This is a genomic window from Streptomyces telluris, assembly GCF_024519335.1.
GTDB lineage: Bacteria > Actinomycetota > Actinomycetes > Streptomycetales > Streptomycetaceae > Streptomyces > Streptomyces telluris.
This window is the reverse complement of sequence record NZ_JANIID010000007.1, coordinates 131,216-147,733: the sequence shown is the minus strand read 5'-3', so window position 1 is coordinate 147,733 and position 16,518 is coordinate 131,216. Positions and strand designations below refer to the sequence as shown.

Here is a 16,518-nt window from a genome sequence, read left to right as displayed (position 1 = left end):
CACCCCGGCGGGGGCTGAGCGCCGTCGCGGCGGAGGGTCTGGCCGCGGCGGCCGAGGACTGTGGGAGCACTCGGCTATTGCGGCTCGCCGCAAGGCGGCTCGCGTTCCTCCGCGTAGTGGCAGGCCGACGCGTGCGCCTCCGGGCCGGCGCCCTCCAGGAACCAGTCCGGGATCTCCAGCGGCGGCACGACCTTCGCGCACTTCTCCTGCGCCTTCCAGCAGCGGGTGCGGAAGCGGCACCCCGACGGCGGGTCGGCCGGGGAGGGCACGTCCCCGGTGAGGATGATGCGCTCGCGGCCCTCCCGCGCCCGCGGGTCCGGGACCGGCACGGCCGACAGCAGGGCCTGCGTGTACGGGTGCGTGGCGTGCTCGTAGATCTGGGCGTCCGTGCCCGCTTCGGCGAACCGCCCGAGGTACATCACCGCGACCCGGTCCGAGATGTGCCGGACCACCGACAGGTCGTGGGCGATGAAGACGTACGCCAGGTCGAACTCGGCCTGGAGCCGTTCCAGGAGGTTGACGACCTGGGCCTGGACGGAGACGTCCAGCGCCGAGACGGGCTCGTCGGCGACGATCACCTCCGGGCGCAGGGCGAGCCCCCGGGCGATGCCGATGCGCTGGCGCTGGCCGCCGGAGAACTGGTGCGGGTAGCGGTTGATGTACTCGGGGTTGAGGCCGACGACGTCGAGCAGCTCGCGGACCCGCTTGCGCCGGTCGCCCTTGGGCGCGACCTCGGGGTGGATGTCGTAGGGCTCGCCGATGATGTCGCCGACCGTCATCCGCGGGTTGAGCGAGGTGTACGGGTCCTGGAAGACCATCTGGATGTTGCGCCGGACGGCCTTCAGCGCGCGCCCGGACAGGTTGGTGACGTCCTCGCCCTTGTAGAGGATCCGCCCGGACGTGGGGCGCTCCAGGTGCACGAGGAGCTTGGCGACCGTGGACTTGCCGCAGCCGGACTCGCCCACGATGCCCAGCGTCTCGCCGCGCCGCAGGTCGAAGGAGACGCCGTCGACGGCGTGCACGGCCCCGATCTGCTTCTTGAAGAGGATGCCTTGGGTGAGCGGGTAGTGCTTGACCAGGTCCCGCACCTCCAGAATGGCCTCGCCGTTACCCCGCATCGTCGAGGGTCTCCTTCCAGAAGTGGCAGGCGCTGGTGCGCCCGGGGGCGACGTCGAAGAGCGGCGGCCGGTCGGTCCGGCAGACCGCCCGGGCGCGCGGGCAGCGCGGGTTGAAGGGGCAGCCGGCGGGGATGTCGGTGAGGCTGGGCGGCAGGCCCTTGATGGCGTGGAGCTCCTTGCCCTTGTGGTCCAGGCGCGGGATGGAGCCGAGCAGGCCGGCGGTGTACGGGTGGGCGGGCGCGGCGTACAGCTGGTGGACGGGTGCGGTCTCGACGATCCGCCCGGCGTACATCACGGCGATCTTGTCGGCGACGTCGGCGACCACGCCCAGGTCGTGGGTGATGAGGATCAGGCCCATGTTGTACTCGCGCTGCAGCTCGGCGAGCAGGTCCATGACCTGGGCCTGGACGGTGACGTCGAGGGCGGTGGTGGGCTCGTCGGCGATGACGAGGTCCGGCTCCAGCGCCAGCGCCATGGCGATCATGATGCGCTGGCGCATGCCGCCGGAGAACTGGTGGGGGTAGTCCCCGGCGCGCTCGGCCGCGGCGGGGATGCGGACGCGCTCCATCAGCTGGACGGCCTTGTCCCGGGAGTCCTTGCGGGTCATGCCGTCGTGGACGGAGAACATCTCGCCGAGCTGGGCGCCCACGCTCATCACGGGGTTGAGGGCCGAGAGCGCGTCCTGGAAGATCATCGACAGCTTGGAGCCGCGGATCCGGCGCCGGGCCTCCCCGCCCATGGTGAGCAGGTCCCGGCCGCGGAAGAGGACCTCGCCGCCGGTGACGTGGCCGGGCGGGGAGTCGAGGATGCCCATGACGGCCTGCGCGGTCACCGACTTGCCCGAGCCGGACTCCCCGAGCACGGCGAGGGTCTCCCCGGCGCGGACGCTGTAGCTGACGCCGTTGACGGCCTTGGCGACGCCGTCGCGGGTGCGGAACTCCACGTGCAGGTCGCGCACGTCCAGCAGGGGTACGGCGGCGTCCGCCTTTCCGGTGGGCTGTGTCATCCGCCCGCTCCTCAGCGCAGTTTGGGGTCGAGGGCGTCGCGGACCGCGTCGCCGAGCATGATGAACGCCAGCACCGTGATGCTCAGGGCGCCCGCGGGCCACAGCAGCATGTGGGGGGCGTTGCGGATCTGGGTGGAGGCGTTGGAGATGTCGATGCCCCAGGAGACGGTGGGCGGTTTGAGGCCGACGCCCAGGAAGGACAGCGTGGCCTCCAGGGCGATGTACGTGCCGAGGGCGATGGTCGCGACGACGATGACGGGGGCCACGGCGTTCGGCGCGATGTGCCGCAGCAGCAGGCGGGTGCCGCCCGCGCCGAGGGCCCGCGCCGCCTGGACGTAGTCGTGCTGCTTGGCGGTGACGACGGAGCCGCGGGCGATGCGGGAGATCTGCGGCCAGCCGAGCAGCACGATGAAGCCGACGACGGGCCACAGCGAGCCGCTGGTGACCACGGAGAGGAAGACCAGGCCGCCCAGGATGATCGGGATGCCGAAGAAGATGTCGGCGATCCGGGAGAGCAGCGCGTCCCACCAGCCGCCGAAGAAGCCGGCGAGCCCGCCGAGCGCGCTGCCGAGCAGGGCGGCGCCGGCTGTGGCGCAGATGCCGACGGTGATGGAGGCGCGGGCGCCGTGGACGGTGCGGGTGTAGACGTCGCAGCCCTGGGTGTCGAAGCCGAAGGGGTGGCCGGGCTGGGAGCCCTCCTGGGCCTTGGCGAGGTCGCACTGCAGGGGGTTCCCGCTCGCGATCAGCCCGGGCCACAGGGCGATGAGGACGAGGAAGACGATGATCAGCGCGGAGACCAGGAAGACGGGGTTGCGCCGCAGGTCGTGCCAGGCGTCGGACCACAGGCTGCGGGCCTTGCCGCTCGCGGGGGCGCCGGGGAGCGGGCCGTCCTCCAGGGTCTCCGCTTCGGTGGTGGCCAGGGACATCGCTCCTCCGCCCGCGGGGGTGACGGCCTCGTCGGGGTCGAGGCTCCCGGGCTCCTTCGGCTCGGGTTCAGGCATAGCGGATCCTCGGGTCGAGCACGGCGTAGAGGAGGTCGACGAACAGGTTCGCCAGCAGGAAGACGATGACGAGGATGGTCACGAAGCCGACGACGGTGGGCGAGTTCTGCCGCAGGACGCCCTGGTAGAGCTGGAAGCCCACGCCGTGGATGTTGAAGATCCGCTCGGTGACGATGGCGCCGCCCATCAGCGCGCCGATGTCGGTGCCGATGAAGGTGACGACGGGGATGAGGGAGTTGCGCAGCAGGTGCCGGGTGACGACGCGGCGGCGCGGCAGGCCCTTGGCGACGGCCGTGCGGACGTAGTCGGCGCGGGAGTTCTCGGCGATGGAGGTGCGCGAGAGGCGGGTGACGTAGGCGAGGGAGGTCAGGGCGAGGACGATGCCGGGCAGCAGCAGCTCGTCGAAGGGCGCCTCGGGGGACACGGACGGCGAGACGATCCCCCATTTGACCCCGAAGAGGTACTGCAGCACGTAGCCGCTGACGAAGGTCGGGATGGAGACGACGATCAGGGTCAGCAGCAGCACGGTGGTGTCGGCGGAGCGGCCGCGCCGCAGGCCGCTGAGGACGCCGAGGGTGATGCCGATGACGATCTCGAAGAGGATCGCCACGAGCGTGAGCCGGAGGGTGACGGGGAAGGCGTCGGCCATCAGCTCGATGACCGGCTGGCCGTTGAAGGCCGTCCCGAAGTCGCCCGAGAGGATCTGGCCCATGTAGTGCGCGTACTGCTTCCACAGGGGTTCGTCGAGGTAGAGCTCCTGGCGGATGCGGGCGGCCGTCGCGGGGTCGGGCGCCTTGTCGCCGAAGAGGGCGGCCACGGGGTCGCCCAGGGTGTAGACCATGAAGAAGATCAGGAACGTGCTGCCGATGAACACCGGGACCATCTGGAGCAGCCGCCGGACCACGTACCGTCCCATGGACGCGTCAGCCCACCTTGATCTGCTCGTAGACGGGCACGCTGAACGGGTTGAGCGTGACGTCGGAGAGCCGCTCGGAGTAGCCGGCGCTGCCGTTCTGGTACCAGAGCGGGATGGCCGGCATCAGCCGGGCGAGGATCCGCTCCGCGTCGTGGAACTTGGCGTTGGCCGTGCCCTGGGAGCTCTCGGCGTTGGCCTCGTCGACGAGCCGGTCGAACTGCGGGTCGCTGAACTTGCCGTAGTTGGAGGAGGCGTCCGTGTAGTAGAGCGGCTGGAGGAAGTTCTGGATCAGCGGGTAGTCCATCTGCCAGCCGGAGCGGAAGGGGTTGCTCATGCGGTGCTCGGAGACCTGGTTGCGGAAGTCCGCGGAGGTGCCGACCGGGTTGACGACGCAGGCGTTGTCGTTGCCAAGGGCGTTGTTGATGCTGTTGCAGACGGCGTCCAGCCACACCCGGTGCGAGCCGGTGTCGACGTTGGAGGTGAGGGTGATCCGGCCGCCGGGCAGGCCCCCGCCCTCCTGGATGAGCTGCTTCGCGGCGGCGGCGTCGAAGGTGCACGCGTCCCCGCACAGGCCGGCCTTGTAGCCGCCCTTGTCGCCGAGGGCCGGTGAGGTCCAGTCCGTCGCCGGGGTGCGGGTCTTGTGGTAGATCTGGTCGGTGATCTGCTCGCGGTTGATCGCCATGGACAGCCCGCGGCGGACCTTCTCCATGCCGCTCTTCGACCAGTTCGCGTCGTACATGGGGAAGACGAGGGTCTGGATGATGCCGGCGGGCTGGTTGATGTAGCGGTCGCCCAGGTCGGTCTTCACGTTCTTGAGCTGGGCGCTGGGGATGTCGTCGACCAGGTCGAGGTTGCCGGCCTGCAGGTCGGTGTACGCGGTGTTGTTGTCGGTGTAGACGCGCAGCTCCACGCCGTTGTTGCGCGCCTTGTCGTCGCCCGGGTAGCCCGCCCACTTGGTGAGCTTCATCGCCGAGCCCTTGGCGTAGGAGTCGACGGTGTACGGGCCGTTGCCGACAGGCTTCTTCAGCCAGGCCTCGTGGTCGTCGAAGAAGGCCCGGGGCAGCGGGGCGTAGGCGGCGTAGCCGAGGGTGTCGGGCCACGTGGAGAACTTGGTGCTGAGCTTGACCGTGAAGGTCCGGTCGTCCTTGACGACGAGCCCGGAGAGGGTCTTGGCGGTGGCGGCCCCGCTCGCCGGGTGGACCTTGTCGTAGCCGTCGATGTACTCGAAGAAGGAGGCGTTCTTCTGCTTGTTGTCGACGAGGGCCGCGTAGTTCCAGGCGTCCACGAAGGACTTCGAGGTGACCTTCTCGCCGTTGGAGAAGGACCAGCCGTCCTTGAGGGTGATGGTGAAGTTCTGCTGGTCGGAGGTCTCGATCTGCTCGGCCAGCATGTTCTCGGCGGCCCCGCTGCGGGGGTCGTAGCGCTTGAGCCCGCGGAAGATCATGGCGAGCACCTTGCCGCCCTGGACCTCGTTGGTGTTGCCCGGCTCCAGCTGGTTCTGCGGGTCGCCCCAGGAGGAGCGGACGACCCCGCCGCTGCTGCCGCTGCCGCCGCACCCGGCCGCCGCGGCGGCCAGCGCCGCCGCGAGTGCACAGACGGCCCACCGGGCGCGCGTGGCTCCACGCATCGAGTGCCTCCTCCAGATCCCAAGTGTCACTTAGGCCCAGATAACACCCCATTCGGTGGTGTGATGCACCTCTGTGGCGGCTTTCCCCGGCCGAACCACACGAAAGGGCTCCCCCGGCGCGACCAGCGCGCCCCGGGAGAGCCCTTTCCGTCGTACGACCGGCGCTACGCGGCGCCGACCACCTGCTTCACCTCGGCGAAGTGGCAGGCCGACTCGTGTGCGGCCGGGGTGTCCTTGCCCTCGTAGAGCGTGGGCACGGCCAGGAGCGGCAGCTCCTCGGCGCACTTGTCCTCGGCCTTCCAGCAGCGGGTGCGGAAGCGGCAGCCGGACGGCGGGTTGGCCGGGGAGGGCACGTCACCGGTGAGGATGATGCGCTCGCGGCCCTCGCGGGCCTCGGGGTCCGGCACGGGGACGGCCGACAGCAGCGCCTGGGTGTAGGGGTGCGTCGGGTGCTCGTAGATCTGGGCGTCCGTGCCGATCTCGGCCATCTTGCCCAGGTACATCACGCCGACGCGGTCGGAGATGTGCCGGACGATGGACAGGTCGTGCGCGATGAAGACGTAGGAGAGGTTGAACTCGTCCTGCAGCCGCTCCATCAGGTTGATGACCTGCGCCTGCACCGAGACGTCCAGCGCCGAGACGGGCTCGTCGCAGATGATGATCTCGGGGTTGAGCGCCAGGCCGCGGGCGATGCCGATGCGCTGGCGCTGACCGCCGGAGAACTGGTGCGGGTAGCGGTTGACGTACTCGGGGTTGAGACCGACGACGTCGAGCAGCTCCTGGACCCGCTTGCGCCGGTCCCCCTTGGGCGCCACCTCGGGGTGGATCTCGAAGGGCTCGCCGATGATGTCGCCGACCGTCATCCGCGGGTTGAGCGAGGTGTACGGGTCCTGGAACACCATCTGGATGTTGCGGCGGACGGCCTTCAGCGCGCGCCCGGACAGCTTGGTGATGTCCTGGCCCTTGTAGAGGACCTCGCCGGAGGTGGCCGTCTCCAGCGTCATCAGCAGCTTGGCGACCGTGGACTTGCCGCAGCCGGACTCGCCCACGATGCCCAGCGTCTCGCCCTGGTAGAGGTCGAAGGAGATCCCGTCGACGGCCTTGACCGCGCCGACCTGCTTCTTGAACAGCAGCCCCTGCGTCAGCGGGAAGTGCTTGACGAGGTTGCGGACCTGGAGGATCGGCTCCCGCTGACCGGCCTTCCCGGCCTCCTTGGTCATGTCAGCCATGGATCGTCTCCTTCCAGAAGTGGCACGCGCTGCCGCGGCCGTCGAGCTCGGTGCCGTCCTGCTCCGTCACCGGGTGCAGGGCGGGGATGTCCTCCCTGCAGACGTCCTGGGCCTTGGGGCAGCGCGGGTTGAAGGCGCAGCCGGTGGGGATCCGCAGGAGGTTGGGCGGCAGGCCCTTGATCGCGTACAGCTCCTGGCCCTTGTGGTCCAGACGCGGGATCGAGTCCAGCAGGCCGCGCGTGTACGGGTGGGCGGGGCGCTTGTAGAGCTCGTGCACGGGCGCGGTCTCCACGATGCGGCCCGCGTACATCACGGCGATCTTGTCGGCGACGTCCGCCACCACGCCCAGGTCGTGGGTGATGAGGATCAGGCCCATGTTGTACTCGCGCTGCAGCTCCGCGAGCAGGTCCATGACCTGGGCCTGCACCGTCACGTCGAGGGCCGTGGTCGGCTCGTCGGCGATGATCAGGTCCGGCTCCAGGGCCATCGCCATGGCGATCATGATGCGCTGGCGCATGCCGCCCGAGAACTGGTGCGGGTAGTCGCCCACGCGCTGCTTGGCGGCCGGGATGCGCACCCGGTCCATCAGCTCGATGGCCTTGGCCTTGGCGTCCTTCTTCGACAGGCCCTGGTGCACCCGGAACATCTCGCCGAGCTGGTTGCCGACGGAGAAGACGGGGTTGAGGGCGGACAGCGCGTCCTGGAAGATCATCGCCATCTTCGGGCCGCGCAGCTTGCGCCGCTCGCTCTCCGGCAGCTTCAGGATGTCCTGGCCGTGGAAGAGGATCTCACCGCCGGCCACACGGCCGGGGGGCGAGTCCAGGATGCCCATGATGGCCTGGGCGGTGACGGACTTGCCGGAGCCCGACTCGCCGAGCACGGCGAGGGTCTCGCCGGCGTCGACGCTGTAGCTGACACCATTGACGGCCTTGGCGACGCCGTCGCGGGTCTTGAACTCGACGTGCAGGTCGCGCACTTCGAGCAGGGGCGCGGACTTCTTCGCGTCCTGCGGCGCGGAACCGGCCGCCCCTTCGGTCTTTTCGGTCGTGGTCATCGGGACGTTCTCCTCAACGCAGCTTCGGGTCGAGGGCGTCGCGCAGCCCGTCACCGACAAAGACAAATCCGAGCACCGTCAGCACGATCGCGGAGCTGGGGTACACCCACAGGAAGTCGCTGACGCCGAGGGAGTCCTTGCCCGCGGAGATCATGTTGCCCCACTCCGGCACCTCGGGGCTCACGCCGATGCCGAGGAAGGACAGCGAGGCCTCGGCGACGACGGCGGTGCCGACGCTGAAGGACACGTAGGACATCACGGCCGCGATGGAGTTGGGCATGATGTGCCGCAGGATGATGCGGGTGGTGCTCGCGCCGAGCGCCTTCGCCGCCGTCACGTAGTCCATCTCGCGCACGGACAGGATGCTGGAGCGCAGCAGACGGGCGACGGTGGCCCAGCTGAAGACGGCCAGCGAGATGATGACGGGCAGCACGCCGCGGCCCATCACCAGGATGATCACGATCGCGCCGATGAGCAGCGGGAAGGCGAAGAAGACGTCGGCGGTGCGCATGATGACGCTGTCGACGGCCTTGCCGAAGTAGCCGGACAGGGCGCCGAGGATGCAGCCGATCACACAGGCCAGGAAGATCGAGGCCAGACCGACGATGACGGCGATGCGGCTGCCGTAGATGATCCGGGAGAACTGGTCGCGGCCGAGGGCGTCGGTGCCGAACCAGTGGTCCCCGCTGGGCTCGGCCAGCGTGTTGGTGAGGTTCTGCGCGTACGGGTCGTGGGTCGCGATCAGCGGCGCCGCGGCGGCGACGATGAAGAGCAGGACGACCAGGCCGAGGCCGACCACGGCGAGCTTGTTGGCCATGAAGCGGTGGCGGATCTCGCCCCACTGCGTGATGCGGGCCGGTGCGGGCTCGGCGGTGTTGTTCGCGGCGGCGGTCTGTGCGGTCGCGGCGTCCGGCCCCTGGTCGCTCTTGGTGAGCTCAGTCATGGGTGACTCCTAGAACGGGGTATGACCTGGCGGTCAGCTGAGGCGGATCCGCGGGTCGAGCACCGCGTACAGCAGATCGACCAGCAGGTTGAGCAGGACGAAGACGGCGACACCGTAGGTGACCACACCGACGATGATCGGGTTGTTCCCCTGCTGGATCGCGGTGACCAGCGCGTAGCCCATGCCGTCCCAGTTGAAGATCGCCTCGGTGATCAGGGCGCCGCCGAGCAGGCCGCCGAAGGAGATGCCGATGTAGGTCACCACGGGGATGATCGAGTTGCGCATGACGTGCTTGAGGAGCACCGTGCGGCGCGGAAGGCCCTTGGCGATGGCCGTCTTGACGTAGTCCGCGCGCAGGACCTCGAGCATGGTGCCGCGCATCAGCCGGGCCACGAGCGCCGCGTCGATGATGGCCAGCGTGAACGCCGGCATGATCATCGAGTTGAACGACCCGTCCGAGATCAGCGGGAACCAGCCCAGGTTCACGGCGAACTGGCTCTGCAGGATCATGCCGATGACGAAGCTGGGGAAGCCGATGGCCAAGGTCGTGAGAAGTGTGACCAATACGTCCCAGAACGAATATCTGAACAAGGCCGCCACCAGGCCCGCCAGGACGCCGAGCACCACGTCGATGATGATCGCCGCCACGGCCAGCTTGGCGGTGTTGCCGAGCTTGGGGCCGAGCACCTCGGTCACTTGGCGCCGCTGGGTGTAGTCCTCGCCGAGGTCACCCTTGACCAGGTTGGTCACATAGTTGCCGTACTGCACGGCGAGGGGCTTGTCCAGGCCGTAGCGCTCGCGCAGCTGCTCGACGACGGCGGGGTCACGCGCCTTGTCGCCGCCGAGCGAGCCGACCGGGTCTCCGGGAAGGACGAACAGGCAGGCGAAGAGGATGAGGGTCGCACCGAAGAGGACGATCACCATCTGCCCGATCCGCCGGATCACATATTTGCCCACGATGTCTCCTTGACTTACTGCCGCCGTGGGGCGTTCGCCGTCGCCTCCCGGTACGGGAAGGGTGGGGAGGCGGCCGCACACGGCCCGGCCCTCGGGCCGGGACATGCGGAGGCGAAGGCCGTGGAGCCTCAAGTCGCTGCTCGGGGCTCCACGGTCTTCACGGGACTGGCTGGAGGGTGATGGTTACTTGACGCCGATCTCGGCGAGGTTCGGGTCCTCGAAGAAGTCCATCTTGATGTTGGTGAACTTCTTGCTGTTCACGAGGCGGTACTGGGTGCGCTTCCAGGTCGGGATGACGCCCTGGTCCTCGTCGATGGCCAGCTTCTCGGCCTCGTTGTAGATCTTGGCGCGCTCGGCCGCGTCCTTGGTCTGACGGGCCTTCACCAGCAGCTCGTCGAACTTCGGGTTGCTGTAGCGGCCGCGGTTGTCGCCCAGCGCCTTGCCGTTGGCGTCCGGGTTGATGCCGCTGGTGGACAGCAGGGGCGAGAAGAAGTTGTCGGCGGTCGGGTAGTCGGCGGTCCACGCCTGACGCCAGATGCCGATGGTGCCCTTGTCCTGCTGGCGCGCCAGGGCCTCCTTGAAGGGCAGGCCGTTGAGCTTGACCTTCAGGCCGAGCACGTCCTCGACCTGCTTGGCGACGGCCTGCACCCACTCCTCGTGCCCGGCACCGGTGTTGTAGCCGAAGTCCAGGGTGTCGCCCGGCTTGAGACCGGCCTTCTCCGCGTACTCCTTGGCCTTGTCCTTGTCCTGCTTGACGCAGGAGGTGCACACGTCGGCCTTGTAGACGTCCTTGAAGGACGGGGGCAGCAGGGCGGTGGCCGGCTCCTGGAGACCCTGGAAGACGCCCTTGGCGATCTCCGCGCGGTCGATCGCGTAGGAGATGGCCTTACGCGCGTCGGCCGACTTCATCGGACCCGACTCGTTGAACGGGGAGATGTAGTTGACGCCGCTGACGTCGGCCTTGAGCCACTCGCCCTGGGGGTCGAACTTGGCCTTGGCGCCCGGCATCTGAGGCACCGGCATACGGGCCCAGTCGAACTGGCCCGACTCGAAGCCCTTGTACTCCAGGGTCACGCCGTTGGCCGGGTTGAGGATCGACAGCTCGACCTTGTCCAGCTTGGCCTTGGTCAGACCGTAGTCGTCGTTGCGGACGAGGGTGATCTTCTTGTTGTGCTCCCACGAACCCGACATCTTGAAGGGGCCGTTGCCGATGGGGGCGTCGTTGAACGACTTGTTGTCACCGGCGCCGGCGACCTTCGGGACCGGGCTGAAGGCCGGGTGGGCGGTCTTCTTGTCGAACTCGAAGTCCGGTGCGGAGAGCTTGACCTTGAGGGTGTAGTCACCCTCGGCGCTCAGGCCGGAGAACTTGTCGCTCGAACCGCCGTTGAGCTCCTTGTAGCCGGCGATGCCGTTCATGTGGTAGGCCACGTCGGAGGCGGACGCCTTGGCGGTGACACGGGTCCAGCCGCGGATGAACGCCTCGGCGTTCACGGGCTCGCCGTTGGAGAACTTGGTGTCCTTCTTGATCTGGAAGGTCCACTCGTCACCGGCGTCGTTCGGCTTCGCGGACTCCGCCAGCTTCGCGTTGAGGGTGCCGTCGACGTTCACGTCGTAGAGACCCACGAACAGCTGACGGGCCACCAGCGTGCCCTCGGACTCCTGGGCGTTGACCGGGTCGATCGACTTCGGCTCGGTGATACCGAGACGGAAGACCGCTCCCTTTCCGCCGCTGTCCTTGCTGTCACTGCCACCACAAGCAGTCGCCGCCATCGCCACGACTATCGCGCCGACGACCCACTTGGCGCTCTTGGCACCGCGCATGGGTATGCCTCCTCAAGAGTCCACTTTTCACTACGAGAGAGGCGCCGGCCCCACGCTGACACCCCTGACAGCGGAGACGGAACCGGCACCTCGAGTGTGCTCGTGAGTCGGCGCTCCCCACAGCGCGTGACCCATTGACCCGAGCTCAATGAACCCAACTATTAAGTACGTCCGCCTTGTAAACCACACTTAAAGGGTCTCGCTTTGGTCACATCGAGCACCCCCAGAGGTTCGAAAACCGGACAAAGCCAGCACAGACAGACACCCGCGAAACGGACTGTTAACACAACTTCCGGCGTCGACCGGCCGGTATTCGGACAACCTTTACGGCCGTGCATAAATACGGACTGTCTGATTCCGAGTCACTCGGATACGCCGGAGGCCCGGTCCCGCCGCAGTGGACTGCGGCGGGACCGGGCCTCTCGGTACCCACGCTCCTGTCGGAGCGTCAGGAAATTCAGCGCTTGGCGCGGGAAGCCGTGCGGCCGCGCTCCTTCTGGTCCAGGACGACCTTGCGGATGCGGACCGCCTCCGGGGTGACCTCGACGCACTCGTCGTCGCGGCAGAACTCCAGGGACTGCTCCAGCGACAGCTTGCGCGGCGGGACGATCGCCTCGAAGGAGTCGGCGGAGGAGGAGCGCATGTTCGTGAGCTTCTTCTCCTTGGTGATGTTGACGTCCATGTCGTCGGCGCGCGAGTTCTCGCCGACGATCATGCCCTCGTACACCTCGGTGCCCGGGTCGGTGAAGAGCACGCCGCGCTCCTGGAGGTTCGTCATCGCGAAGGCGGTGACGGCGCCGGCGCGGTCGGCGACCAGGGAGCCGTTGTTGCGGGTCTTCAGCTCGCCGAACCACGGCTCGTGGCCCTCGTGGATCGAGTGGGCGATGCCGGTGCCGCGGGTGTTCGTCAGGAACTCCGTGCGGAAGCCGATCAGACCGCGGGACGGGACGACGAACTCCATGCGGACCCAGCCGGAGCCGTGGTTCGACATGTTGTCCATGCGGCCCTTGCGGGTGCCCATGAGCTGGGTGACGGCGCCCATGTGCTCCTCGGGCACGTCGACCGTGAGGCGCTCGACGGGCTCGTGGACCTTGCCGTCGACCTCCTTGGTGACGACCTGGGGCTTGCCGATGGTCATCTCGAAGCCCTCGCGGCGCATCTGCTCGACCAGGATGGCCAGCGCCAGCTCACCGCGGCCCTGCACCTCCCAGGCGTCGGGGCGCTCGGTGTCCAGGACGCGCAGCGAGACGTTACCGACCAGCTCGCGGTCCAGACGGTCCTTGACCTGGCGGGCGGTGACCTTGCGGTCCTTGACGGCGGACTTGGCGTCCGCGCCCTTGCCCGTGCCGCCGCGGCCGACCAGCGGCGAGGTGTTGGTGCCGATGGTCATGGAGATCGCGGGCTCGTCGACCGTGATCAGGGGCAGCGCGACCGGGTTCTCCGGGTCGGCCAGGGTCTCGCCGATCATGATGTCGGGGATACCGGCGACCGCGCAGATGTCACCGGGGCCGGCGACCTCGGCGGGCTTGCGGGTGAGCGCCTCGGTCATCATCAGCTCGGTGATGCGGACGTTGGAGATCGAGCCGTCGCGCTTGATCCACGCGACCGACTGGCCCTTGCGCAGCTCGCCCTGCTCGACGCGGAGCAGCGCGATGCGGCCGAGGAAGTTGTCGGCGTCGAGGTTGGTGACGTGGGCCTGGAGCGGCGCGTCCTCCTCGTAGGCCGGGGCCGGGACGTGCTCCAGGATCGTGGAGAAGAACGGCTCCAGGTTGGTGCTGTCCGCGGGGACGGTGCCGTCCTCCGGCTTGGTCAGCGACGCGATGCCGTCACGGCCGCAGGCGTAGACGATCGGGAACTCGATCTGGTCCTCGTCCGCGTCCAGGTCGAGGAAGAGGTCGTAGGTCTCGTTGACGACCTCGTCGATGCGGGAGTCCGGGCGGTCCGTCTTGTTGATGCAGAGGATGACCGGCTTCCGCTGCTGGAGCGCCTTGCGGAGCACGAAGCGGGTCTGCGGCAGCGGGCCCTCGGAGGCGTCCACCAGCAGCACGACCGCGTCCACCATCGACAGACCGCGCTCGACCTCGCCACCGAAGTCGGCGTGGCCGGGGGTGTCGATGATGTTGATGGTGATCGGCTCGCCGCCGTCCTTGGGGTGGTACTTCACCGCCGTGTTCTTGGCGAGGATCGTGATGCCCTTCTCACGCTCCAGGTCGTTCGAGTCCATGACTCGGTCGTCGACGGAGTCGAGCTGGTGCGCGGCGAAGGCGCCGGCCTGCTTGAGCATGGCGTCGACGATGGTCGTCTTGCCGTGGTCGACGTGGGCGACGATGGCGACGTTACGGATGTCGTGGCGGGTGGGCATACTTGCGGCGCTTCTCCCGGAATCGTGGATGGCGGCGCGTACGGTCCGGCACGCGCGCCCGCCGGGCAGATCACGCCGCGGCCACTTCCATGGTACGGGCCCGCGCCGACTTCGGCCGCCCCAGGCTTCCGGCGGACCCTCTGACCTGGGGTTTCGCCCCCTTATTCACAGCGCAGGGGGCTGCAACCGGCCCGGGCAAGGAGGTCCCGCCGCGGCGGCGCGCAACCCCCCGGCGGGGAATCCGGCGGTGCCGGACAGCCCTCGGCAGGCTCGGCACCGCCGGATTCCACCGCGGAAGCCGATCGCCGTTGCGGCGGAGAAGGGCACCGGCGCTCGCCGGAAGGAAGACCGCCGCCACGGCGGGAACCCCCGGCGGCGAGGGCCCGGCGGAACGACCGGGCGCAGATACCCGGACATGCTCAGCCGGCGGCCAGGCGGCCGCGCGTCGCCCCGCCGCCGAAGGTCGCCGGGAGGAGACCCGCCAGCACGATGCCGCCCAGGAGGGCGCCGCCCAGGGCCCGGGCGGGGGGCGGGGTGCCGGGGTCGTAGCGGGTGCCGTAGGTGCCCACGTCGTGTTCGGCCAGGGCGCGGGCCTGGCGGGCGAGGGAGTCCGCGTGGCCCGTCTCCGAGCGGACGGTGCGCAGGTCGGCGGAGGTGCGGGCGAGGGCCAGGTGGCGTTCGGCCTCGGCGAGGCGGGTGCGGGCCCGGCAGCCGATCGCGCCCCGGTGGGTGGTGACGAAGTCGCGGGCGGAGGCCACCTCTCCCCGCACCCGGCGCAGGGCCCGCTCGGCCCGGGCCCGCGCCCGGTCCTCGTGCCCGGCGTCCAGGGCGGCCGCGGTCTCCTCCACGTGCCGCAGCACGGCCCGCGGGTCGTACCGCCCGCTTTCGACTTCGCGGCGGGCGCAGGCGAGGGAGCGGGCCTGGGGACTGCCGCGCGGGGCGCGCGCCTCGGCCTCGGCGAGGGCGGCGGGGAGCCGCCCGGTGGCGACGGTCAGCTCGTGGGCGCGGCGCAGGGCGGCGAGGGTCAGGACGCGCGCCTGGGACAGGGCGGCCTCGCCGGCGCGCAGGGAGATCGCGGCGCCGTCGGTGTCGTCGGCGGCGAGGGCGCGCCGGGCCTCGGTGAGGGCGGCCGTGGCGAAGGACAGCCGGTCGCGGGCCTCTCCGGGGTGGCGGGCCACGGCGGCGAGGGCGGCCGGGGTGCAGTGCCCGGCGAGGGCGGCGAGGGCGGCTTCGGCGGTGGCGACGCGGGGGACGAGGGACCGGGCGTCGGCCTCGGCGCGGGCCAGGATGCCGGCCGCGTTGGCCCTGAGGCCGCGCAGCCGGTCGAAGGACTCGGACTCGGCGTCCAGGCGCCGGTTCGCGCTGGTGCAGTGCGAGCAGATCTCGTCCAGGGTCCGGCGGCGGATCTCCTCGTCCTCGTAGGGCGCGTCGTCGAGGGCCTGCCGCAGCCGGAAGGCGTCGGCGAGCTCCTCCCTGGCGTAGGCCACGGCCTCGGCGAACGGCCGGGCGGCCTCCTCGCCCAACTGGGCGGCGGCGAAGAGGAGTTCCTCGGCGCTGGTACGGACCGCGTCGTCGGTCTCGACGAGGGCGCGGACGGCCTCCGCGTCGAGCTCGGGCAGCGGCGTCAGCGGCTGGACGAGGCGGGCGAGGCCGGGCGGGGTGGTGGCCGCGGGGGCGTACGGCTGCTCCTCCGCGCGGCGTCTTCGGGAGGCGCGCCGGGCGCACAGGTACAGCCCCAGGAGGCACAGCCCGGCGCCCATGGCGACGGGGAGCCAGACCCTGCGGTGCCCGGGGACGAGGCCTTCGCCGCCGGGGTCCCTGCTGCCGGGGGAGATGGCGGGCGGGCGCACCGGATCGCCCTGGAGGACGGCCCGGTAGCCGTCGGCGGCGCCGATGGCCGCCCCGGCCCAGTCGTGCTGGGCGACGGCGGGCGCGATGGCGGTGTCGGCGACGGCCTTGAGCTGGTCGGCGCGGAAGCCGGAGCGCTTGTCGGCGGAGACGGCGTACTGCTGGCCGTGGGTGGCGACGGCGAGCAGGACCTCGTGCTCGCCGAGGCCGTTGCGGTCGGCGGTGGCGTCCGCCCAGGCGCGCGCCGAGCGGCCGGAGAAGTCGCGGACGTAGGTGACGTAGAGCTGGACGCGATGGGTGGTGCGCAGCCGTTCGATCGCGGTGGTCACCTGGGCGCGGCGGCGGCCGAGCGCGCCGACGGTGTCGGTGATGCGGCCGCCGGCGTCCAGGTCCAGGGGCGTGTCGGCGCGGGCGGCGGGGGCCGGGAGCAGCAGCAGGGCGCACAGCGCGAGGAGGGCGCCGGCGACGGCCCGCCCCGGCGCCCCCTTCCCGTACCGCCTCGAAAGCCGCGTCACACTTGGGAGCGTATGGCGGCAATGCCCGTTCCGCTACTGGGAGCAAGGGGCTGGATACGGAGCGTGCCCACGCTCCCGCGTGCGCCCGGCTCGCGCCCGGCGGGCGGGCCGCGCCGGGCGA

At 70.0% G+C, this 16,518-nt stretch carries 12 protein-coding genes; all 12 read right to left on the bottom strand.

The features are described from left to right. Window positions 1-74: 74 nt before the first annotated feature. The gene (locus tag NQU55_RS10705; RefSeq protein ID WP_168090717.1) at window positions 75-1,118 is read right to left on the bottom strand and encodes an ABC transporter ATP-binding protein; all 1,044 of its coding nucleotides are present in this window, start codon (window positions 1,116-1,118) and stop codon (window positions 75-77) included. Then, on the bottom strand, window positions 1,108-2,124 hold the full coding sequence (locus NQU55_RS10700) for an ABC transporter ATP-binding protein (RefSeq protein WP_168090716.1): 1,017 nt from the start codon (window positions 2,122-2,124) through the stop codon (window positions 1,108-1,110). The genes NQU55_RS10705 and NQU55_RS10700 overlap by 11 nt, the downstream gene beginning before the upstream one ends. Before the next feature lie 11 nt (window positions 2,125-2,135). Next, window positions 2,136-3,125, bottom strand: a complete 990-nt coding sequence (locus tag NQU55_RS10695) for an ABC transporter permease (RefSeq protein ID WP_168090715.1) — start codon at window positions 3,123-3,125, stop codon at window positions 2,136-2,138. Continuing rightward, window positions 3,118-4,041 carry an ABC transporter permease gene (locus NQU55_RS10690; protein WP_168090714.1) on the bottom strand — a complete coding sequence of 308 codons (924 nt, stop codon included), beginning with the start codon at window positions 4,039-4,041 and terminating at the stop codon, window positions 3,118-3,120. The genes NQU55_RS10695 and NQU55_RS10690 overlap by 8 nt, the downstream gene beginning before the upstream one ends. A gap of 7 nt (window positions 4,042-4,048) precedes the next feature. After that, complete coding sequence (locus tag NQU55_RS10685; protein WP_168090713.1) at window positions 4,049-5,668, bottom strand: peptide ABC transporter substrate-binding protein; 1,620 nt, start codon at window positions 5,666-5,668, stop codon at window positions 4,049-4,051. Window positions 5,669-5,832: 164 nt separating this feature from the next. Further along, complete coding sequence (locus NQU55_RS10680) at window positions 5,833-6,897, bottom strand: ABC transporter ATP-binding protein (RefSeq protein ID WP_277355253.1); 1,065 nt, start codon at window positions 6,895-6,897, stop codon at window positions 5,833-5,835. After that, window positions 6,890-7,951: an ABC transporter ATP-binding protein gene (locus NQU55_RS10675; RefSeq protein WP_256790358.1), complete on the bottom strand. Its 1,062-nt coding sequence runs from the start codon at window positions 7,949-7,951 to the stop codon at window positions 6,890-6,892. Before NQU55_RS10675 ends, NQU55_RS10680 begins: the two co-directional genes overlap by 8 nt. Window positions 7,952-7,964: 13 nt before the next feature. Next, the gene (locus tag NQU55_RS10670; protein WP_168096876.1) at window positions 7,965-8,894 is read right to left on the bottom strand and encodes an ABC transporter permease; all 930 of its coding nucleotides are present in this window, start codon (window positions 8,892-8,894) and stop codon (window positions 7,965-7,967) included. A 33-nt stretch (window positions 8,895-8,927) separates the two neighbouring features. Beyond that, on the bottom strand, window positions 8,928-9,851 hold the full coding sequence (locus NQU55_RS10665; protein WP_256790357.1) for an ABC transporter permease: 924 nt from the start codon (window positions 9,849-9,851) through the stop codon (window positions 8,928-8,930). Window positions 9,852-10,034: 183 nt separating this feature from the next. Next, window positions 10,035-11,672 carry a peptide ABC transporter substrate-binding protein gene (locus NQU55_RS10660; RefSeq protein ID WP_168095183.1) on the bottom strand — a complete coding sequence of 546 codons (1,638 nt, stop codon included), beginning with the start codon at window positions 11,670-11,672 and terminating at the stop codon, window positions 10,035-10,037. A gap of 457 nt (window positions 11,673-12,129) precedes the next feature. Then, complete coding sequence (gene typA, locus NQU55_RS10655; RefSeq protein WP_168095184.1) at window positions 12,130-14,034, bottom strand: translational GTPase TypA; 1,905 nt, start codon at window positions 14,032-14,034, stop codon at window positions 12,130-12,132. A 419-nt stretch (window positions 14,035-14,453) separates the two neighbouring features. Continuing rightward, window positions 14,454-16,397, bottom strand: a complete 1,944-nt coding sequence (locus tag NQU55_RS10650; protein WP_256790353.1) for a TPM domain-containing protein — start codon at window positions 16,395-16,397, stop codon at window positions 14,454-14,456. Window positions 16,398-16,518 lie beyond the last annotated feature (121 nt).